The sequence below is a fragment of the Marinobacter sp. genome (assembly GCF_041595835.1).
Classification (GTDB): Bacteria; Pseudomonadota; Gammaproteobacteria; order Pseudomonadales; family Oleiphilaceae; genus Marinobacter.
Genome location: NZ_JBFHJO010000011.1, coordinates 57,482 through 78,543 on the forward strand (window position 1 = coordinate 57,482; position 21,062 = coordinate 78,543).

Below are 21,062 nucleotides of genomic sequence, written 5' to 3' on the forward strand. Positions count from 1 at the left end.
CCTGAAGAAGGGTTATTGATGTATAGCAAGGAGAGCGTGGCGGCGCCCCCCCCGTTTGGGGGGGGAGTGCCGTGTGTTTTGTAGTTAATGTGTAACGGTATCAGGGTGGAACATTTCATACACCTACACTAACTTATACGTTATAAACAGCACGAGAGCCGTCTGCGGTGAACCTCCCCGACCCTAAAGCGTTCTTTAACCATGAGTACCACGAACTGATTGGCCTGATCTACGATGCCGTAACTGCCGAACAGGGATTCTTTCCGTTTTTGCGCCGTTTCGTTCAGATATTTCAGGGCCACAGCGCGACGTTTGCGATCTATAACACGGCAGAGAGCTCACTGCTCGGAGCCTGGACAGTGAACATTCCGGAGGAGTCCCTGCGCTTTTACTCTGAGCATGTTGCCCACTGCGATGTTCTGGTTGAACGTGCTATGTCAGTCTATCACCGTGGAGAGTGGCGGTTTGTTGCCAGTAACCTGGACCTTGGGTTGGATGGTCAGCGCCTGCGAAGCAAAACCCAGGCGAAGGAGTGGTTGCAGAGCTATGGCGCCACTGACGCTGCGGGTGCCGTAGTCTATATGGAAGGGCATTATCTGAACTTTTTCGGAATTCAGCGTTCGTCCGATCAACCTGCCTTCAGTTATGGAGAGTTGCAGGTATTTGATGGGTTTTTGCCCCATCTGCATCGCGCCGTCAGCCTGTATACCCAGTTGATGCAGAAACGTATTGGTTCGAGTGTTGAACGTCTGGCACTGGATCGTGTCAATTCAGGGATCATCATTTGCGATGCGTCTTTCCAGGTGGTTTTCCGAAATGCCAGGGCGGATGACTTTTTGGCAAAAGATGTGGGGTTGCGTCTGAATGATGACAACATGCTGGTCGCATACGGCAACGACAGTGCCCGACAGTTTTCGGCCCTGCTCTCATCGGCGGTTGAGGCTTCAGTTACCGGGAGAAATCTTGAGGGTCAGGTGCTCAGTCTGGAGCAAGGGCAAGAGCGCGTTACGCTGGTTGTAATGCCTTTGTCGGAAGAAACTGATGCCGGGGGTATGACCCAGGGAGCGCTGGTTACATTACATGACTGGAGTTGTTGCCCGAACATCGAAAACGAATGGATTCAGAAGTTATTCGGCCTGACGGAAGCAGAAGCTGCCATCGCTTCGGCACTGATTGAGGGGCGGAGTTTGCCGGAGATCGCAGCAATGTCCGGGCGCTCACGGGAGACGGTCAAGTATCACCTCAATAATGTGTTTCGAAAAACCTCTACACGTCGCCAGAGTGAGCTGGTCGCACTGCTTACCAGAGCTCTGACGTCCGTGCTTTGTGTGTTACCTGGGCATTACTCTTCAAGATAGGTATAGCCTTGCAACCCGGCAGACAATTCGGTTAACAGCTGTTTTTGCAGCTCCGGGGGCAGGCTGCTTGCCTGGAACTTGCGTTGGTAAGCTCGCAGAATGCTGGCGGGTTCGAAGTTCACATATTGTAGTACCTTGGCCACGCTGTCCCCGGTGATAGGTTCGCCAATGATGTATTCATTGTGATCGTTGAGGCGTATATCCACAGAGTGGGTGTCACCGAACAGATTGTGCATATCACCCAGAATTTCCTGGTAGGCACCGGTCATGAAGAATCCCATCAGCAGGGGGGTTTCCGGGTCGTGCTCGGGCAAGGGCAGGGTGGTTTCAATACCCTGACCATCCACATACTGATCGATGCGCCCGTCTGAATCGCAGGTAATGTCCTGAATAACTGCGCGACGGTTCAGTGGGCGATTCAGACCGTTGATTGGCATGACTGGAAAAATCTGGTCAATGCCCCAGACATCTGGCAGAGACTGGAACAGAGAGAAATTTACGAACAGCTTCTCGGCCAGCTTTTCATTCAATTCATCGATGATTTCCCGGTGGACGCGGTTAGCGCTGTCTAGCTGACCTCGTAACAATCGACAACAGCGGGTATAGGCTGTTTCAGCCTGCGCACGTTCAGGTAAAGACAGCAGGCCGTGGGCAAACTGGGCGTGTACATCGGTCATGGCGTGCAGCACATCGTGATAGATTTCTGCTAAGGAGCGGGGAGAGTCTGCGTCTTGCAGGCTCTTCAGGTTGCGCCAGAGATCCAGGAGCTGGGAGGGAGCATCCGGCGCGGGCTCCGTTACTTCGCGGTAATCCGGTGTTTCCCGGTCGATCACGTTGGTGATCAGCACAGAGTGGTGCGCGGTCAGCGCCCGGCCGGATTCGCTGATCAGATCCGGGTGGGGAATGCTCAGTCGGTCGCATTCTGTCTGTAGCACGTGTACCACATTGTAGGCGTATTCAAAGACCGTGTAATTCATTGAACAGCTGCTGCGAGACCGGGTGCCTTCGTAATCCACCCCCAGGCCGCCGCCGATATCCACGGTGCCAATGGGGGCGCCGAGTTGATGCAGTTCACTGTAGAAACGGGCGCACTCCCGTAACCCGGTCTGTATATCCCGGATATTTGCTATCTGAGAGCCTAAATGAAAATGCAGCAGTTGCAGCGTTTCCAGAGCACCGGCCTGTTTCAGGGTTGCCACAACATCCAGTATCTGACTGGCGGACAGCCCGAATTTGGATTTCTCACCGCCGGTGTTCTGCCAGTTTCCTTTGCCAATAGTGGCGAGCCGTGCGCGTACGCCAATCAGTGGGGACACTTCGAGACTTTTTGCTTCTTCCAGAATCAGCGGCAGTTCGGACTGCTTCTCAACGACAATGAACACCCGGTGGCCCAACTTCTGGCCGATCAGTGCCAAACGGATATATTCACGATCTTTATAGCCGTTACAGACAATCACCGAGCCTGGTTTGCGTGAAAGAGCGAGCACGGCCATGAGTTCTGGCTTGCTGCCAGCTTCAAGGCCAACCTGATTGGCAGAGGCCGCAGGCTCAGCCGCCACGAGTTCTTCTACTACCCGGCGCTGTTGGTTCACTTTTATAGGGTAAACGGCGGTGTATCGTCCCTGGTAGCCGTGCTCTTCCGTAACCTTGTTGAATGCGCCGCAGAGTTTGTTGACCCGGTCATGCAGAATATCGGTAAAACGTACCAGTATGGGGAGCGCAAGGCCTGCCTCGGTGAGTGACTGGGTGAGTTGTGGCAGATTGATGTGGGCCAGGCTTCGGCCCCGGTCCGGGCAGATTTCGACTTCACCCTGGTCATTGACGGAGATGTACCCGTCACTCCAGTGAGCGATGTTATAAACCCTGTGGGCCTGTGATGCTGTAGTTTCTGCCATTATTGCTATCCTGTGAGGGAACCCGGTGCGGCGGGAAAACCGTTACAGGCTGCATTGTAGGAGGTGACTGGTGTCCCTACAATACGCCACTTTGAAGATGTCCGGGCGCGTTGCAGCGGCACACAGTTGGAGATGAAAATGACAGCATTGAATGAAGGCTGGTTTACCGAAGTATTTCAGGACCAGGGCACGGCCTTTTCCTTGCAGGTAAAGGGCAAACTCCACGAGGAGAAGACCCCCTTCCAGAAGCTCGAAATCTACGAGACTGAAACCTTCGGTAATCTGATGGTTCTGGATGGCTGCGTGATGCTCACGACCCGTGATAATTTCCTGTACCACGAGATGATGACCCACCCGGCGTTGTTCACCCACAAAGACCCCAGGAAAGTGGTTGTGGTCGGCGGTGGTGATTGCGGTACGCTGAAAGAAGTGTTGAAACACCCGGGTGTGGAAGAAGCCTGGCAGGTGGAAATTGATGAGCGGGTAACCCGCATATCGGAACAGTACTTCCCGGAACTGTGTGATGCTAACAGCGATCCACGAGCCAACTTCTTCTTTGGCGATGGCATTCAGTGGATGCGGGAAGTAGAACCGAACAGTATTGACCTTATTATTATCGACAGTACAGACCCGGTTGGCCCGGCTGAAGGTCTGTTTGCCCTGGACTTTTATCGTGATGCGATGGCGGCGCTCAGGGATGGAGGCATCATTGTTCAGCAGAGTGAGTCTCCGTTGCTCCATACTGGCACGATTATCAAGGATATTCACACGGATATGCGGAAGGCCGGTTTTTGCCATGTACAGACGCTGCCGTTTCCGCAGCCGGTGTACCCTACAGGTTGGTGGAGTTGCACCATGGGTAGCAAAGACAACCCTCTGAAGTACTTCCGTGAAGCCGATGCTAATGATCGTCCTTTTGTCACTCGTTATTACAACTCTGGCGTTCACCACGGAGCTTTGGCTATGCCGCAGTTTATGATCGATGCTTTGGAAGATGAGGTTCGCCCGGAAGAGGGATGAGCGCTATATCGTTGTTTCTGTCTGCAAAAAAACAAGGGGCGCCTTTCGGCGCCCCTTGTTGCTTACGGGTATGTTTTTACTGCTTGCCGTTGACAAATTCCGGATAGGCCTCCATGCCACATTCCGCAAGATCAACACCTTCATACTCTTCTTCAGCGGTGACTCGGATGCCCATCACAGCTTTCAGGATGCCCCACACAATCAGGCTGGCAATGAACACCCAGACAAAGATGGTCAGGGCGCCAATGAACTGACCGCTGAAGGCTGCATCGCTGTTGGTTACCGGAACCAGCATCAGACCCAGGAAGCCGCACACACCGTGAGCAGAGATTGCACCGACAGGGTCATCGATGCGCAGCTTGTCGAGTGCGACGATGCTCAGTACCACCAGGCCGCCACCCAGCGCGCCCCAGACGGTCGCAATCAGAGCGCTTGGTGTTGATGGTTCTGCGGTAATGACCACCAGGCCAGCAATGGCGCCGTTCAGCAGCATGGTCAAATCAGCTTTGCCGAACATCAGGCGGGCAACAATCAACGCTGCAATAGCACCACCGGCTGCGGCGGCATTGGTGTTCAGGAAGACCATGGCTACGGAGTTAGCGCTGGCAATATCACCGAGTTTGAGCACTGATCCACCGTTAAAGCCGAACCAGCCCATCCACAGGATCAAGGTACCCAAAGCGGCCAGCGGCATGTTTGAACCCGGAATGGCACGGATTTCACCGTTAGAGCCGTATTTGCCTTTACGGGCACCCAGCAGGATGACCCCAGCCAGAGCGGCAGCGGCACCGGCCATGTGTACGATACCTGAGCCGGCAAAGTCGCTGAAGCCCAGGTCGCCCAGGTTATACATGCCAAACACGTCTTTACCGCCCCAGGTCCAGGCACCTTCCATCGGGTAGATGATTCCTGTCATGACTACCGCAAAGGCCAGGAACGCCCAAAGCTTCATTCGCTCAGCAACGGCACCAGACACGATAGACATCGCAGTGGCAACGAAGACCACCTGGAAGAAGAAGTCGGATGCACCGGAGTAGATAGAGCCTCCTTCAAACCCGTCTTCACGGCTGGCAAAGTCGCCCAGCACGGTGTTGACATCTACGTCGGCAATGCCGGACAGGAACACATTGCCGTCATACATGATGGCGTAGCCGCACACCATGTACATGGTGCTGGCAACCGCAAACAAGGCAACGTTTTTAGTGAGAATTTCAGTGGTGTTTTTGGCGCGCACTAAGCCTGCTTCCAGCATGGCGAAGCCAGCGGCCATCCACATGACTAATGCGCCGCATATTACAAAATAAAATGTATCTATAGCGTACTGCAGGTGAAAGATATTACTTTCCATAGGAAGCCCTCCGCACAAGGCCCATCAGGTAATTGAATTTTGCGTTGGCTGATTCCGGGTTTAGACCGGCGTCAGACTGCTTCTTCGCCGGTCTCGCCGGTCCGGATTCGGATGGCTTGTTGAAGTTCGGTTACAAAGATTTTGCCGTCCCCGATTTTTCCGGTGTTGGCTGCTTTGGTGATGGACTCGATAACCTGGTCTAGCAGGTTATCGCCAATGGCAATTTCCACCTTTACTTTCGGTAGGAAATCCACCACGTATTCCGCGCCCCGGTAGAGCTCGGTATGGCCTTTCTGACGCCCGAAACCTTTAACTTCCGTTACGGTTACGCCTTGCACGCCTATCTCGGATAGTGCCTCACGGACATCATCCAATTTGAAAGGCTTGATGATCGCTGTCACAAGTTTCATTGCTTTCTCCTTGGTAAAGCCATCTCAACATTGAGGGCCGCGGGCCTGTTGTTGAGTTCGGGATGCTGCCACCTCGCACATCAATTGTGCGGACTGTGTACGAGAGCTATTGCATCGTGTGTGCCAACGCAAAAAAATAATTATAAAACAAAGACTTGGGTTTTGCCTGTTCCGGAATGGCGCAACTGATTGCACCATATTGGGGCGTCGTGCCCCACTCTGACACAATGTCGAGCGCCCAACAGGCACGATTCGACAACTATTATAATGCCGACCGGGTACAGTATGGCAGGGGCTGCGGTGTGTTACACTCCCGGCTACGACAGTATTCAGCGGGCTATCGGCCTGATTGAGCAGAAAGATTGATTTGACGAGGTATGAAATGAAGGGCCCCCAGGATTTTTTTGCGCAGTTACAAGGTCAGTTTGGCCAGTTTGTTCCGGATATGGCCCGCGCCGCCCGGGAAGATTTTGAAACTCAGGCCCGAGCGACGGTGATGTCTGTTTTGTCCCGGCTTGAACTTGTTACCCGGGAAGAGTTTGACGCCCAGCAGGCCGTGTTGATGAAAACCCGTGAAAAAGTGGAAGCGCTGGAAAAGCGGGTAGCTGAACTGGAACAAAAATCTCAGTCATAAATCGCTAATGTTGATGGGCGCAGGATGCGCCCTGATGATCTCAAGCCCGCCAAGGAAGGTGACCATGCTCGCTATTGTCCATTCCCGCGCCAGTATTGGCGTATCTGCTCCAGACGTTACCGTTGAAGTGCACCTGTCCGGCGGCTTGCCGGCGCTTTCGATTGTTGGTTTACCTGAAACCGGTGTCAGGGAAAGTAAAGACCGGGTGCGCAGCGCATTACTCAATGCGGGCTTCGAGTTTCCCGCCCGGCGAATAACCATCAATCTTGCTCCTGCTGACTTGCCCAAGGAAGGGGGGCGTTTCGATTTACCGATAGCGTTGGGTATTCTGGCTGCCTCGGGCCAGATTCCTGCAGAAAGCCTGAAAGGCCTGGAGTTTATGGGGGAGCTCTCTCTGGATGGCGCGCTGCGCCCTCTGAAGGGGGTTTTGCCTGCGGTTCTGGCGGCCCGGGAAGCCGGGCGTTCTCTCCTCATTCCCCAAGACAACACTGAAGAAGCCGCACTGGCGAGCAATAACGATGTGTTGGCAGCCAGCCATATTCTGACGGTCTGTGAACACCTTACCGGTAAGGCGAAACTGGTGCCGGTGGCCCGTCCTGAAGCAACTGCAGGGCAATCATCGTCGATGAATGCCTTGGCGGACCTTTCAGACGTCCGGGGGCAGCAGGTACCACGCAGGGCGTTGGAGGTGGCCGCAGCCGGTGGACATAACCTTCTTTTTTTTGGCCCTCCCGGAACGGGCAAAAGCATGTTGGCAAGCCGGTTGCCGGGGATCTTACCGGCTCTGGATGATGCGGCCGCGATGGAAGTGGCCAGTGTGCATTCGGTGGCCGGGCACCCATTAAAACCGGGCGGGTGGCGCCAGCCGCCTTTTCGCTCACCCCATCATACGGCGTCTGCCGTGGCTTTGGTGGGTGGCGGTAGTAGCCCTAGGCCTGGAGAAATTTCCCTGGCTCATCGAGGCGTACTTTTCCTTGATGAGTTACCTGAATTTGAACGTCGCGTTCTGGAAGTGCTCCGGGAGCCAATGGAGTCCGGTGAAATTGCCATCAGCCGTGCGGCCCGGCAAGTGACTTTTCCGGCTAAATTTCAGGTTGTGGCGGCAATGAATCCTTGTCCGTGCGGTTACAGTGGCCACCCCAATATTGAATGTCGGTGCTCGCCAGCTCAGGTAATGCGGTATCGGTCGAAAATATCTGGTCCTTTGCTGGATCGGTTCGATCTTCATGTTGAGGTTCCCGTTCAGGCAGGTGATGTTTTGTTGGGGCGAAGTGAACCTGGAGAAAGTAGTGCCGTTGTGAGAGCGCGGGTGTTGAATGCCAGGGCCCGCCAGACTGAGCGAGGTTGTTTGAACGCATCCCTGGCTGGAAAAGGTCTGGATGAAGCCTGTCGCCTTGATGCGGGCAGTGAGAAGCTCCTGGCGAGTGCAATGGAGCGACTTGGTTTGTCTGCCCGGGCTTTGCACCGGATTTTACGAGTGGCACGCACTCTGGCGGATTTGGAGGGGCAGGATAATCTGGCTCGTCATCACCTGATGGAGGCGCTGGGTTATCGGCAATTGGATCGCCAGGAGGGGCAAGGTTCTTTGATCTCCGCCTGAAGCGCCGGACTCTGGTAAACTGTGTGGAAATTTCAGTAATTAAGCCCGCAGTGGCGGTTGAGGACAACATATGGCCGACCAGAACGAAACCCAAGATTCCACGGGTGAGAATCCGATAACTACTCGCCGTGGAGTGCGTAGCTTTGTGTTGCGTCAGGGTAGGATGACCGAGGGGCAGAAAAAAGCCTTTGACCGGAGTTGGCCTAAATACGGTCTTGCTCGGGAAGACGGCGTGATAGATCCCCGTGAAGTATTTGGCCGCGAGAGCATGCTGAACCTGGAGATTGGCTTTGGAATGGGCCGATCGTTGGCTGATATGGCCGAAGCCGCCCCGGAGCAGGATTTCATTGGCGTAGAAGTGCATTTGCCCGGCGTAGGGGCTTTGCTTAAAGAGGTTGAAGATCGCGGACTGAAAAACGTCCGGATTTATAACATCGATGCCAATGACGTTATCGACCTGTGCTTGCCGGATGCTTCGCTGGATAGAGTGATGGTGTTCTTCCCTGATCCCTGGCATAAAAAGAAGCACCACAAACGTCGCCTGGTTCAGTTGGAGTTTGTTCAGCGAATTCGTCACAAGCTGCGTGTAGGTGGCATTCTTCATCTGGCGACGGATTGGGAAAATTACGCCGAGCACATGCTTGAAGTTATGGAAGGGTCGGAAGGGTTTGCCAACACTCAAGAGCAGGGTGGCTATTCACCTCGCCCGGAAGATCGTCCCATTACCAAGTTTGAACAGCGCGGCGAAAGGCTTGGCCACGGCGTGTGGGATTTGCTGTTTTATCGCACCAATTAAGGCGTCTTACTCTGATTTTAAGAGGCTGGAGTCAAAGGCTGCCTGCGGGCAGCCCGGATAATGACAAGACCTGCCACACCCAGTAAAAGGCCTGTGAATTTTACGAGTGCCAGAATGCTTGCAACCATGCTTAGAGTGTTGTCTGGCGGACTGAAATTATTCAGCAGTACGATATTTTCCCCTACATCACTGACTGCCGCGATAATGAATAAAGATCGGATCCAGCGTCCTGTTATTTTTTCCCGAACGCCAGGCCTGTCGGCCGTGAAACGTCGCGTCAGCTGGAACAGGACTGTCAAATAAGCTGCGATAAACAGGAAGTCGATCCAGAGTGACAGCCGGGCCAGTGAGAGGTTCTCGTGGCGCCAGCTGGCCAGTATCGCTTGAGCCTGTTCAGCCGTTCCTGACAGCTGGAGGCTGATCATGCCTTGGGGAGCGGCCGGTGTTTTCAGCGGTTGATTGAGCGCCACAAGCATCAGCAGGAGCGCAATGCAGAGCACCGTTGATACCTTTATGGGAAAACGCATTGGCTTCAATGGCGGATACTGAGCCGAGTCCATCAGAGAAATTTCTCCAGCAGGCTGTTCAGATAACGCTGGCCTTGTGCGGTTGTCTGTATCCGGTTCGTGACCAGCAAATTTTGGTTGCGTAATTGTTTAAGTTGTACCGCAACTGAGCTCAAGGGTAAACCTGTCCGTTTGGTGAACAGGTCTTCGTCTACGCCCTGTTTGAGCCGCAGTACGTTCATCATGAACTCCAGTGGGCGTTCTTGAGGTTCTATCTCTTCATTGCCGGCCGTGCGTGAACCGATCCGGTTCAGGTACGCCTCTGGCTGGCGGGTTTTCCAGTAACGGATGATGCGGCCATCGGCCAGACTGACTTTCCCGTGTGCACCTGCGCCCAGCGCCAGGTAGTCGCCGAACCGCCAGTAGTTCAGGTTGTGGCGGCTTTCCCTTCCCGGCTGGCTCCAGGCAGAAACCTCGTAATCATCAAAACCCTGCTCCCTGAGAAACTCCGAGCCTTGTCGATAGATTTCCCAGAGCTTGTCGTCATCTGGCAGGTGGGGCGGCCGCGAGAAAAACTCAGTGTTGGGCTCAATGGTTAATTGGTACCAGGATAGATGCGTGGGTTTATGGTCCAATGCCTGCTTTAGATCATCAATGGCCTGTTCTGGTGTTTGACCTGGCAGGCCATGCATTAAATCAACGTTATAGTTGTCAAAGCCCGCAGCTTTGGCGGATTCGATGGCCCGGTGGGCGGCATCTGCGTCGTGAATGCGACCCAGTGCCTGAAGATGTTCTGGGTGAAAGCTTTGTACGCCGATGGATAGCCGGTTGATGCCTGCTTGCCGAAAGCCTTCATAGCGGCCTTCTTCGAGGGTGCCGGGGTTGGCTTCCAGTGTGATTTCAGCCTCAGGTGAAAATGTCAGCTTTTCACGAAGGGCGGCGAGCAGCTTCTGATAGAAGCTGCTGGTCATTAAAGACGGAGTTCCGCCGCCAATGAAGATGCTTTGAATGGGCCGGTTACGAACAAAGCTTACATCGTGCTCAATGTCTTCCAGTAAGGCTGACAGGTAGGCGTTTTCTGGGATGTCCCCGCGAGTTGCGTGAGAGTTGAAGTCGCAGTATGGGCACTTGCGCACGCACCAGGGCACGTGGATGTACAGGCTAAGAGGCGGGTAGACCGTTACGGCGGGCGTGGCGGTCATGCCCTCAGTTGTTCCAGCAGGCTTGCAAGGGCACGGCCCCGATGACTGATGCGGCTTTTCTGCTCTCGGGTAAGTTCGGCTGCGCTGCAGCCATATTCCGGGGAGAAAAATACCGGGTCATAACCAAATCCACCTTCACCACGGGCTGCGGTAAGAATTTTACCAGGCCAGCGGCCATGACAAATCACCGGTGTTGGATCATCAGCATGGCGCAGGTAAACCAAAACACAGTGGAACTGTGCCCGGCGTTCCGGCTCAGGGATGTTTTTCATAGCTTCCAGCAGGGCTTGAACATTGTCTGCGTCGGTTGCGTTGGCACCCGCATACCGGGCGGAGCGTACCCCGGGCTGACCACCCAGGGCATCAACCGCTAAACCACTGTCATCAGCCAGTGCCGGTAGTCCCGTTTCCCGGGCCGCGTGGCGAGCCTTCAGAATGGCATTTTCAACAAAGGTGACGGCCGGTTCTTCCGCTTCACTTACCCCCAGCTCTCCCTGAGCAGTGGGTGTAAGCCTCAATGGGCTGAGCAGTTCGGTCAATTCGGCAATTTTGCCTTTGTTATTACTGGCGATAACGAGTTTTTGCTGCATGATTCAGTCGTTAAACAGTGTATGGGCGAAGCGTACCTTCAGGTCTTGTGGGTGGCCTATGGGTCTTGCCGTAATGTTGAAGGTTCTCAGGTCACCGGGACGGTATTGATACTGGGCGATAAAATAAACGGCATCGCCCTCCTGGATACGACGGAATGCCAGAAAATCAACCTGCTGAATGTCGTTGGAGACCTGGCCTTCTACCTGACCACTCACCGGCCGGGGCTGACCGTATTCATCGCTGGTCATGATCGATATGTTGACGATGCCAATACTTTTACTGCGCTGCAGGTTATTGGCTTGGGCGACTTCTGGCGTCAGAAAGGTACTGGGGTACACACTCCAGTGGACCTGATATTTACCGAAATCTTTCTCGCCAGCGTGGCTTTGGCTGGCGATCAGCATCATCCCGAAGGCGAGTGCGATAAAACTGGTGACAGAACGAATAATCATCAGGTGTTCTCCCGTGTGATTCGATAGATCGCAATTTGACCCAGTAGATTGGGCCATATCCGGGCCAGCCAACTGTTTTGGTGTTGGTCGTCGACTACCCGGCGACCTTTGATGCGGATGCCTTTTTGCCGGCACAGTGCTTCAAAGTCTTTGAAGGTGCAAAGGCGAATGTTTGGTGTGTTGTACCATTTATAGGGTAGTGCATCTGACTCCGGCATGCGGCCGCTGAGGGTCAGCCCCCAGCGTAAACGCCAATGAGCAAAGTTGGGGAAGGTGACAATGCCTTCTCGGCCAACCCGAAGCATTTCATCAATAACTTTGTCGGGCCGCCTGACGGCTTGCAAGGCCTGTGTCATCAGGACAATGTCGAACATGCCGTCGTCGAAGTTTTCCAGCCCCTGGGTATCCAGGTTCTGTTCGATGACAGCTACGCCTTTCCCCATGCAGGTGGTGATGTGATCGGGGTTGATCTCCAGCCCGAACCCGGTGGCATTGCGTTGCTGCTGCAGAAAGTGCAGGAGAGTGCCATCACCGCAGCCCAGGTCTAAAACGTGGTGGCCAGGCTGAACCCACTGTTGGATGATTTCTAAGTCAGCTCTCATGCTTCCACCTCCCTTGCGACCCGATCCATATACGCGGTAAAGGCCTCGGTGTATCTGGGCGTGGGGATCAGGAATGCATCATGGCCCCAGGGGGCATCGATTTCCGCATAACTGACCTTCTTTCGGGCGGAAATCATGGCATTCACCATTTCCTCGGAACGGGCCGGCGAGAAGCGCCAGTCTGTGCTGAAGGACAGCACCAGATATTCGCATTGAGCCGGGGCGAGGGCTTTGGCAAGGTCGCCGCCGAACTGATACGCCGGGTCAAAATAGTCAAGAGCACGGGTCATCAGTAGGTATGTGTTGGCGTCGAAGCTTTCAGAGAAGCGCTCACCCTGATAACGCAGGTAGCTTTCTACCTGAAATTCCGCATCGTAACCGAACTTATAGGCTTCTTCCCTGAGCTCGCGGCCAAACTTTTCGCCCATGGATGCATCCGAAAGGTAGGTGATGTGGCCCACCATTCGTGCCAGCATCAGCCCACGCCTCGGCAGGGTGTCGGCCTCATAGTAGCGGCCTTCATGAAAATCCGGATCAGAAGTGATGGCCTGGCGAGCCACTTCGTTAAAGGCGATGTTCTGTGCGGTCAGTCTGGGTGTAGACGCAATAATGACTGAATGCCGAATACGATCCGGGTAATCCAGACTCCATTGCAGCGCCTGCATGCCACCCAGAGAACCACCAACAACTGCAGCCCATTGCTCTATACCCAGGTGGTCTGCAAGCTGAGCCTGACTTTTAACCCAATCGGCAACCGTGACAACAGGAAAGTCGGGGCCGTAGAGTTTGCCGGTATTTGGGTTTACGGAATTCGGGCCGCTACTGCCGTGGCAGCCCCCCAGGTTGTTCAGGCTGACGACGAAAAAGCGATTTGTGTCGATGGGCTTCCCCGGGCCTATGCAGCTATCCCACCAGCCTGGTTTTTTATCCTCCAGCGAGTGGTAGCCTGCGGCGTGGTGATGGCCGCTAAGTGCGTGGCAAATAAGGACAGCGTTGCTGGCGTCGGCATTCAGAGTGCCATAGGTCTCTACCACCAGGTCATAACTTTCCAGAGACTGGCCACACGCCAGTTCAATGGGGGTGCCAAAGTGTATGGTTTCAGGGCGAGCTAGGCCCACGGAATCCGCGGGCAGGGAGTCGGGCATGAGCGTGTTGATTTCCTGGTCCGGTCCACATGTGTCAGGCCACAGGCCTTGGGTGGCGCAGAATTCGGCGCCGGCCCTACAGTTTAAAGGCGGGGGTTGGTTGCTGCAACCGGCGCGTACCGGTTGTGACGGTCTGTAGAGCTCCGTGAAGCTCTACAGACCGTTTATGCTGTGCCGTAGATGTTGACGACTTTTTGCTGAATTGTCGTAGGTGCGGGTTTTCGAATATGGCGCATCATGGTGTCAGCCAGCTCCAGCTGCCTGCGCAAGTCGGAGATAGAGTTATCCAGACGCTCTCTTTCAGCCCGGCTGTCGCGGTCGGTGCGAACCATGTCCCGTAGTCTGTGGATTTGGTGTTCAAGCAGCTGCTTCTGCTCCATGGAATACTGGATGATTGGCAGCAACGCTTCTTGTGGCCAACGCTCAACATCACTTCTTGCTCTACCGTGGAGCGTGCGGGCCTCACTGACCATAACGTTGAAGAACCGGCGAACCAGCAGGGTTTGTTCGGACATCAGGTTTTTGGGGCTGATGCGGAAGCGTTTGGCTTTTTTACGAAGCTCCCGGATGGCAATGACATGGCGCCCTGCGCGCAGGGGGATAGGTTCCAGATGTCGGGCTCGGGAATCCTCGTTGTAGCGCCGATAAATGGAGGCGACCATTTTTTCTGCCAGTTTGCCTTCAGCAAGCAGGTTGGTCAGATCACTCTCCAATAGTTCAAAGAAATGGTCCATGGCCCGGCTCATGCCGACTGTGGTCCAGCTCTTGGACATGATGTGGCGAACCTTATCTGCGTGGGCTTCAAAGCGTTCTTCGCAGACCAGCTTGTTCAGAATCTGGCCCTGTGAATCCATTAAACGGCGTGAAGAGCGCAGGGTTATGAGCTTTTTGTAGTAAAAGTCATAATCTTTTTGGGCTCGTTCAGCGAGCCGTCCCAGTGCTGGCTTATCCAAGGTGGCGCCGGAGCAGGCCTTGTGCTCTTCCTCTAAGGCCTTCAGGCGGGATTGCATGGCGGCCTGGCTATTCTGCAGCATGCCTAGCAAGTCGCTGATCAGGTGCTGGGTGATCAGTTGTTCTTTGTGCGTCAGAATACGCTGAACGATGAGGTTTTCCAGCATGCCAAGGTTTGAACGATCGAAGAGGTTGGCGTCATTCCGGACTCTTGCGACCAGGCCCTGTTTGGCTGAAAGAGGGATAACATCTTGTTGGTGCATGCCGAGGTGGTCGGCCGTGTAGGTTCGCACGCGCTCAATTGAGTCTTTCGTGTGTTTTTCGCCCTGTAAATCGTCCCACAACACATCGATTTTATTCAGTACTGCAAACCGGCCCGCGCGATGGTCGGCGTGATCTGTGTTGATGTGCTCTTTCCAGATAGCCATGTCGCTGGCGGTTACACCTGTATCGGCGCCCAGTACAAAAATGACTGCATGAGCACGCGGTAGCATGCTCATGGTCAGTTCCGGTTCAGAGCCCAGGGCATTCAGGCCCGGCGTGTCCAGAACGCGAAGGCCCCGTTCAAACAGAGGATGGCGAATACTGATCTGAGCATTGCGCCAGGCTGGTACAAGAACGTTGCCCGGGGTTCTCTGATCCTGTTCCAGCATATCTTCATCAAAGCCGAGTTTCCTGGCCTGACTGACGGTAACGCTTTTTACCCGGGCGACCTCCCCGAGTACTTCCCGCATGACTTCGGGGTTGCTCTCGTCAAGCTCGTGCCGCACCCAGTTGTCCGGCAGTTTGTGTTGTTGCTGCAGGGACAGCTCACCGGTGCGGGTTTCAATGGGCAGGAGGAGGAGGTAGCTCTGGTTTGTGTTACGGTCGAAAAACAGTTCGGTTGGGCACATGGTGGTGCGCCCCGCCTGGGATGGCAGTAATCGCTGACCGTAGCTGGCGAAAAACAGCGCATTGATCAGCTCGGTTTTTCCGCGGGAGTACTCGCCAACAAACGCAATGGTCAGCTCGTCTTCAATTAGCAGTTCAAGTCCGTGGCGAATGCGGGTGCTGATGTCTTGTGAGAACAGATTATTGTCCTGCAACCATAGCCGGTATCGACCGATTTGGCGGATCAGATTTTTTTTCCAGTCGTGGTAGGCTTCTACCTGCTGCGACAGAGTTCCCTGCTGGCTCATTAGACAATCCTTCAGCGCTGCTTTCGGGCGTTTAGCCCCACGTTAAATGAAGGTGATAATAACGTGATTGTCTGTTCTTTTATGTGAGAGTTTCCGGAAGCTATACCGCATTAGATTGGGGTTTAAAAGAAAAAAGCCGGTAAATCAACAGGTTGATTTGCCGGCTTTCTGATGTTTAATATTATGCTGTTGTGTTACGAAGTGTACGTTTGAGACACAGGTTACATTCCTGCACCCAGGAACCCCATTCCGGCGGCTACTTTCATGTGGTTCAGAACCACGTCAAGCACGTTGAGAATCAGAAAGACGATAATCGGCGAGAGATCGAGGCCACCCATTGATGGCATAACGTTGCGCACCGGTCGCATGACGGGTTCTGTAATCTGGGCTACCAGCTGAATGGCTGGGTGCCCGCTCTGGGGAGCTATCCAGCTAACAACCACCACCGCGATCACTGACCAAAAATAGATTTTTACGATCAGGCTGAGTACGTTTAATACGGCCCACACCAACAATGTTAGTGGGTTAAGTGCCGGGATGCCGCCGTTCAGTACCAAGAGTATCAGGAAAAAGGTGATTGCCTGGATAATAACGGCCAGTGTCAATGCCGCGCCATCAATGCCTCCCCAGCCAGGAATGATCCTGCGCAGAGGCCTCAGTGGCGGGTTTGTGGCCTTTACAACAAACTGGGAAATGGGGTTGTAAAAATCAGCCCTGGCCAGTTGGAGCAGGAATCGCAACAGGACCACAGACATATAGAAAGTGGATGCGATCATCAGGATCGTAATCAGAATTTCTGCCAGCATGAAGCTGTGTCTCCCTAACGGTTACTGTTTGTCTGCCAGTTCTTTGGACATCTCCTGGGAACGCTCGAAGGCCGCGTCATACGCTTTTTTTACCAGGTTTCTCATGCCGCCTTCTTCAAAGGTGTTGATTGCCCGCTCAGTGGTTCCTCCCGGTGACATTACGTTCCGCTTAAGCTGGGCGGGTTCGTGCTCGCTGCCAGCAGCCATTTCTGCCGCACCGGCCATAGTTTGAATCGCCAGCATTCTGGCTGTGGCGGGCTCAAGGCCGGCTTCTGTAGCGGCACTTTCCAGAGCTTCCAGCATCAGGAAGAAGTAGGCTGGGCCGCTGCCTGAAAGTGCTGTCACGCTGTGGATCAGGTTCTCATTGTTTACCCAAAGTGCCGTGCCGATGCTTTCGAAAACCGTTTGTACCATGGTTTTCTGGTCGCCCGACACACTTCCATTGGCAAACAGGCCTGCCGCACCTTTACCGACCAGAGATGGCGTGTTTGGCATGACCCGCACTAAAGGAAGCCCTCCGCCTAACCATTCGTCGATTGTCTCAGCGGTCAGACCAGCGGCAATGGATACGATAAGCGGCCGGGTGTTTTGCACTACAGGCGCAATACCTTTGCATACGTCAGCCATGACCTGGGGCTTCACTGCAAGCACAAGCATGTCGGCTTGTTCTGCGCAGTAACGGTTATCCGTCGTGGTGTACACGCCGAATTGATTCCGAACCGACTGGAGATGGCTGTCGTCCGGTGCGCTAACCCAAATGTTGGCAGCCTGGAAGCCGTTGTCCAGCATGCCACCAATGATGGCACTGGCCATGTTGCCGGCGCCGATAAACGAGATGGTGGGTGATTTGCTCAAGGTTCACTCCAATGCTTGTTCGGTTAATTCGTCGTTCAGGATAATAGCAGGAACAACACGATTCAGCTCTGGCTCTGTTTGGCTGGCCGGGCTCCGAATATTGCTGAGCCAACTCTGACCCAGGTGGCGCCTTCGGCAATCGCCAGCTCAAGGTCGTCTGACATGCCCATAGACAGGGTATCGAGACTCCCGGAGTCTGGCAGCTGTTCTTTCAAGTCTGCCAGTGCGGTAGCCAGTCTGCGAAAGCTTTTTTGCAGGTCTGCTTCGCTTTGATTCGGAGAAGGGATGGCCATCAGGCCGCGTAAGCTTAGATTTGGCAATTCGCTGATGGCTCTGGCCAACTCAGGTAACTCACCTAAAGAGCAGCCTGACTTACTTTCTTCGTCATTTATATTTACCTGCAGGCATACGTTCAAAGGGCCCAGGTTGCAGGGGCGCTGCTCGCTGAGCCTTCGGGCAATCTTCAGTCGATCTACGCTGTGCACCCAGGCGAAGGCTTCTGCAATCTGCCGGGTTTTGTTGGATTGTATCGGCCCGATAAAGTGCCATTCCAGTCCGTCGACGGTTTTCAGGGCTTCTATTTTGTCCAGGGCTTCCTGCAGATAGTTTTCCCCGAAAGCGATTTGCCCCGCCGCCGCAGCGGCCATCAGGTCTTTGGCTGGCCGCGTCTTGGTGACTGCCAGTAGCTTTACGCTGTCGGGCTTCCTGCCGGACTGCAATGTTGCTTTTTGTATGCGCCGGGTTACGCTTTTGATGTTGTCTGCTATGCTGCTCATAATGTGAGTTTGCCGCGTATGAATTAAAAGAAAAAGCCTTCCGAGGAATCCTATGGATATTACTGAACTGCTTGCCTTTTCGGCCAAACAAGGTGCATCGGATTTGCACCTCTCTGCAGGCCTTCCACCCATGATTCGTGTTGACGGCGATGTCCGTCGAATCAACCTGCCACCTATGGAACACAAAGAAGTCCATGGGCTGATTTACGACATCATGAACGACAAGCAGCGTAAGGACTACGAAGAATTCCTGGAAACTGACTTTTCTTTCGAGGTGCCTGGAGTTGCCCGGTTCCGGGTTAACGCTTTTAACCAGAACCGTGGCGCGGGTGCCGTGTTTCGGACAATTCCCTCGAAAGTGCTCACCATGGAAGATCTGGGCATGGGCCAGGTTTTCAAGGATATTTCTTCAGTTCCCCGCGGGCTGGTGTTGGTCACCGGGCCGACAGGTTCTGGTAAATCGACCACTCTGGCTGCGATGATTGACTACATCAACGATACTCGCTACGAGCACGTACTTACTATCGAAGATCCTATCGAATTCGTGCACGAATCCAAAAAGTGTCTGGTTAATCAGCGTGAAGTTCATCGGGATACGCTTGGTTTTAACGAAGCCTTGCGCTCTGCTCTGCGGGAAGACCCGGACATCATACTGGTGGGCGAGTTGAGGGATCTGGAAACTATCCGCCTTGCACTGACCGCGGCTGAAACCGGTCACCTGGTGTTTGGCACGTTGCACACCACTTCTGCCGCCAAGACCATTGACCGGGTTGTCGACGTCTTCCCGGCCGAAGAAAAATCCATGGTTCGCTCCATGCTTTCGGAATCTCTGCAGGCTGTTATTTCCCAGACGTTGATGAAAAAAATGGGCGGTGGCCGAATTGCAGCCCACGAGATCATGATTGGCACTGCCGCGATCCGGAATTTGATCCGGGAAGACAAAATCGCGCAAATGTACTCGTCAATTCAGACTGGGGGTTCTCTGGGTATGCAGACACTGGATCAGTGTCTGGAAGGATTGCTGAAGAAAGGCCTCATATCTCGTGAGGCAGCACGTTTGAAAGCGAAAATGCCGGATAACTTTTAAGTTACTGTCAAAAGTTAATGAGATGAATAGGTAAACAAATGGAATTTGAAAAGCTGTTGCGGCTGATGGTGGAGAAAGGAGGCTCAGACCTCTTTATTACGGCAGGCGTTCCCCCCAGCATGAAAGTGAACGGCAAAGTGCTGCCTGTCACTAAAAATGCCCTGACACCGGAACAGACGCGGGAATTCGTATACGGCGCAATGAATGATAAGCAGCGCGCTGAATTTGATGAAACCCATGAATGTAACTTTGCGATCAGTGCCCGTGGTATCGGGCGCTTTCGGGTAAGCGCTTTTTTTCAGCGTAATCTGTGCGGGATGGTGTTGCGCCGAATCGAAGTAAAAATTCCCCAGATCGATGACCTCTCTTTGCCTGAAGTCATAAAGGATCTGGCCATGACAAAGCGTGGCCTGATCATGTTTGTCGGTGCGACAGGTACCGGTAAATCAACCTCGCTGGCGGCGATGCTCGGCCACCGAAACCGGAACAGCCGCGGCCATATCATTTCCATCGAAGATCCTATTGAATTTGTCCACCAGCACCAGGGCTGTATCGTGACTCAGCGTGAAGTGGGCATTGATACCGAAAACTTCGAAGTTGCTCTGAAGAATACACTTCGTCAGGCACCGGATGTCATTCTGATTGGTGAGGTGCGTACCCGGCAAACGATGGAATATTCGGTACAGTTCGCTGAAACCGGTCATTTGTGTCTGGCAACCCTGCACGCCAACAACGCCAACCAGGCCCTGGACCGGATTATCCAATTCTTCCCGCCGGAGCAGCACAACCAGATCTGGATGGATTTGTCTCTCAATCTGAAGGCTATCGTGGCGCAGCAGCTCGTGCCTACACCTGATGGTAAAGGCCGGAAAGCGGTTATTGAAGTGTTGATTAATACCCCGCTGGTGGCTGATTTGATCCGTAAAGGCGAAGTGCACAAGCTTAAAGAGTTGATGGCGAAGTCTAACGAGTCAGGCATGCAGACCTTTGATCAGGCTCTGTATAAGCTTTATGCAGAGGGCTCTATAACCTACGAAGATGCGCTCGTTCACGCAGACTCAGCTAACGACTTGCGCCTGATGATCAAGCTGGGTACGGATGCCCGGGGGGCGGATAAGCTGTCATCGTCTGTTGACAAGCTTTCTATCCAGGAGGATTAGACGAAAGTCGCAAATTAGGTAGCAGCCTTAATTAATAGGTTTGGCATTTGAGGCTGTTGCCCCGAGCTGCGTATACTCCGCCCCAAATTAATAAGGAGATACGTAGCACATGAGATCCTCACCAATTGCACTCGCTGTCCGTATGGCATCGCTGGCCGCTCTGGCGGCACCGGTCAGCGCCCTGGCTGGTGGCTTTTCCCTGAACGAACAATGCGCCTGCGCCATGGGCGCAGCCAACGCAGGAATGGCCGCTAATTCCGAAAACGCAACAACTGTACTGTTCAACCCGGCAGGTATGAGCCAGTTGTCCGGCACCAATATTTCCTTTGGTGCTGCTGTGTTGGATATTGATGCCGAAGCTAAATCCGGCAGTTACTCGGCAACCGACTCCCTTGGGCAGCCATACTCTGGTAGTGGCGGTGGCGATATCGCCGATCTGGCAGTACTTCCGAACGTATATATTACCCATGAAGTGAGTGATTCCATTGATGTCGGCTTTGGTATTCATGCGCCTTATGGCCTGGCTGCGGACTACGACGATGACTTTACTGGCCGCTACTTCGCGGACAAGACGGAACTGACCGCTATTTCCTTTACCCCGGCGGTATCTGTCAACAATGGTAAAGGTCTGTCTATGGGGGTGGCTCTGAATATCATGTACGCCGAGGGCCGGCTGTCCAAATATCAGGA

At 53.9% G+C, this 21,062-nt stretch carries 21 protein-coding genes; 8 read left to right on the plus strand and 13 right to left on the minus strand.

Going from position 1 to position 21,062, the window contains the following annotated elements; genetic code table 11:
• Positions 1-167 precede the first annotated feature (167 nt).
• Positions 168-1,358 carry a helix-turn-helix transcriptional regulator gene (locus ABYA77_RS06150; protein ID WP_372965075.1) on the plus strand — a complete coding sequence of 397 codons (1,191 nt, stop codon included), beginning with the start codon at positions 168-170 and terminating at the stop codon, positions 1,356-1,358.
• Here ABYA77_RS06150 and speA read toward each other — a convergent pair.
• The gene (speA, locus tag ABYA77_RS06155; RefSeq protein ID WP_372965076.1) at positions 1,343-3,253 is read right to left on the minus strand and encodes a biosynthetic arginine decarboxylase; all 1,911 of its coding nucleotides are present in this window, start codon (positions 3,251-3,253) and stop codon (positions 1,343-1,345) included. The two genes, ABYA77_RS06150 and speA, sit on opposite strands and share 16 nt — an antisense overlap.
• 138 nt (positions 3,254-3,391) lie before the next feature.
• Between speA and speE the strand changes: the two genes are divergently transcribed.
• A complete protein-coding gene (gene speE, locus ABYA77_RS06160; protein ID WP_372965077.1) occupies positions 3,392-4,273 on the plus strand; it encodes a polyamine aminopropyltransferase in 882 nt (293 codons plus the stop codon).
• Positions 4,274-4,349: 76 nt separating this feature from the next.
• Here the strand turns inward: speE and ABYA77_RS06165 are convergent, their stop codons facing one another.
• Both ABYA77_RS06165 and glnK read right to left on the minus strand, forming a co-directional pair.
• The gene (locus tag ABYA77_RS06165; protein WP_372965078.1) at positions 4,350-5,621 is read right to left on the minus strand and encodes an ammonium transporter; all 1,272 of its coding nucleotides are present in this window, start codon (positions 5,619-5,621) and stop codon (positions 4,350-4,352) included.
• Positions 5,622-5,692: 71 nt separating this feature from the next.
• A complete protein-coding gene (gene glnK, locus ABYA77_RS06170) occupies positions 5,693-6,031 on the minus strand; it encodes a P-II family nitrogen regulator (protein ID WP_091997389.1) in 339 nt (112 codons plus the stop codon).
• Between the two features lie 382 nt (positions 6,032-6,413).
• On the opposite strand from glnK, the gene ABYA77_RS06175 reads away from it, so the two are divergent.
• From ABYA77_RS06175 to trmB, 3 genes are all read left to right on the plus strand, one after another.
• Positions 6,414-6,665: an accessory factor UbiK family protein gene (locus ABYA77_RS06175; RefSeq protein ID WP_372965079.1), complete on the plus strand. Its 252-nt coding sequence runs from the start codon at positions 6,414-6,416 to the stop codon at positions 6,663-6,665.
• Between the two features lie 64 nt (positions 6,666-6,729).
• Entirely contained in the window at positions 6,730-8,265 is a 1,536-nt protein-coding gene (locus tag ABYA77_RS06180; protein WP_372965080.1) for a YifB family Mg chelatase-like AAA ATPase, read from the plus strand.
• Between the two features lie 70 nt (positions 8,266-8,335).
• Complete coding sequence (gene trmB, locus ABYA77_RS06185; RefSeq protein WP_372965081.1) at positions 8,336-9,061, plus strand: tRNA (guanosine(46)-N7)-methyltransferase TrmB; 726 nt, start codon at positions 8,336-8,338, stop codon at positions 9,059-9,061.
• A 17-nt stretch (positions 9,062-9,078) separates the two neighbouring features.
• On the opposite strand, the gene ABYA77_RS06190 is transcribed toward trmB, so the two are convergent.
• The 10 genes from ABYA77_RS06190 to ABYA77_RS06235 all read right to left on the minus strand — a co-directional run bounded on the left by ABYA77_RS06190 (position 9,079) and on the right by ABYA77_RS06235 (position 18,125).
• Complete coding sequence (locus ABYA77_RS06190; RefSeq protein ID WP_372965082.1) at positions 9,079-9,621, minus strand: hypothetical protein; 543 nt, start codon at positions 9,619-9,621, stop codon at positions 9,079-9,081.
• A complete protein-coding gene (gene hemW, locus ABYA77_RS06195) occupies positions 9,621-10,769 on the minus strand; it encodes a radical SAM family heme chaperone HemW (RefSeq protein ID WP_372965083.1) in 1,149 nt (382 codons plus the stop codon). Before hemW ends, ABYA77_RS06190 begins: the two co-directional genes overlap by 1 nt.
• On the minus strand, positions 10,766-11,359 hold the full coding sequence (gene rdgB / locus ABYA77_RS06200) for an RdgB/HAM1 family non-canonical purine NTP pyrophosphatase (protein WP_372965084.1): 594 nt from the start codon (positions 11,357-11,359) through the stop codon (positions 10,766-10,768). Before rdgB ends, hemW begins: the two co-directional genes overlap by 4 nt.
• 3 nt (positions 11,360-11,362) lie before the next feature.
• The gene (locus ABYA77_RS06205; protein WP_372965085.1) at positions 11,363-11,812 is read right to left on the minus strand and encodes a DUF4426 domain-containing protein; all 450 of its coding nucleotides are present in this window, start codon (positions 11,810-11,812) and stop codon (positions 11,363-11,365) included.
• Positions 11,812-12,414, minus strand: coding sequence for a methionine biosynthesis protein MetW (gene metW / locus ABYA77_RS06210; RefSeq protein WP_372965086.1), 603 nt, complete (start codon positions 12,412-12,414; stop codon positions 11,812-11,814). The genes ABYA77_RS06205 and metW overlap by 1 nt, the downstream gene beginning before the upstream one ends.
• Positions 12,411-13,559 carry a homoserine O-acetyltransferase gene (locus ABYA77_RS06215; protein WP_372965087.1) on the minus strand — a complete coding sequence of 383 codons (1,149 nt, stop codon included), beginning with the start codon at positions 13,557-13,559 and terminating at the stop codon, positions 12,411-12,413. Before ABYA77_RS06215 ends, metW begins: the two co-directional genes overlap by 4 nt.
• 164 nt (positions 13,560-13,723) lie before the next feature.
• The gene (locus tag ABYA77_RS06220; RefSeq protein ID WP_372965088.1) at positions 13,724-15,688 is read right to left on the minus strand and encodes a dynamin family protein; all 1,965 of its coding nucleotides are present in this window, start codon (positions 15,686-15,688) and stop codon (positions 13,724-13,726) included.
• 221 nt (positions 15,689-15,909) lie between these two features.
• Positions 15,910-16,494: a YggT family protein gene (locus tag ABYA77_RS06225; protein WP_372965089.1), complete on the minus strand. Its 585-nt coding sequence runs from the start codon at positions 16,492-16,494 to the stop codon at positions 15,910-15,912.
• A gap of 21 nt (positions 16,495-16,515) precedes the next feature.
• On the minus strand, positions 16,516-17,349 hold the full coding sequence (gene proC / locus ABYA77_RS06230; RefSeq protein WP_372965090.1) for a pyrroline-5-carboxylate reductase: 834 nt from the start codon (positions 17,347-17,349) through the stop codon (positions 16,516-16,518).
• 62 nt (positions 17,350-17,411) lie between these two features.
• Positions 17,412-18,125: a YggS family pyridoxal phosphate-dependent enzyme gene (locus tag ABYA77_RS06235; RefSeq protein ID WP_372965091.1), complete on the minus strand. Its 714-nt coding sequence runs from the start codon at positions 18,123-18,125 to the stop codon at positions 17,412-17,414.
• Positions 18,126-18,177: 52 nt separating this feature from the next.
• Here ABYA77_RS06235 and ABYA77_RS06240 point away from each other — a divergent pair, with 52 nt between their 5' ends.
• From ABYA77_RS06240 to ABYA77_RS06250, 3 genes are all read left to right on the plus strand, one after another.
• Positions 18,178-19,212 carry a type IV pilus twitching motility protein PilT gene (locus tag ABYA77_RS06240; RefSeq protein WP_372965092.1) on the plus strand — a complete coding sequence of 345 codons (1,035 nt, stop codon included), beginning with the start codon at positions 18,178-18,180 and terminating at the stop codon, positions 19,210-19,212.
• A gap of 38 nt (positions 19,213-19,250) precedes the next feature.
• Complete coding sequence (locus ABYA77_RS06245) at positions 19,251-20,372, plus strand: PilT/PilU family type 4a pilus ATPase (RefSeq protein ID WP_372965093.1); 1,122 nt, start codon at positions 19,251-19,253, stop codon at positions 20,370-20,372.
• 109 nt (positions 20,373-20,481) lie between these two features.
• On the plus strand, positions 20,482-21,062 hold a 581-nt coding region (locus ABYA77_RS06250), incomplete at its 3' end, for an OmpP1/FadL family transporter (RefSeq protein WP_372965094.1).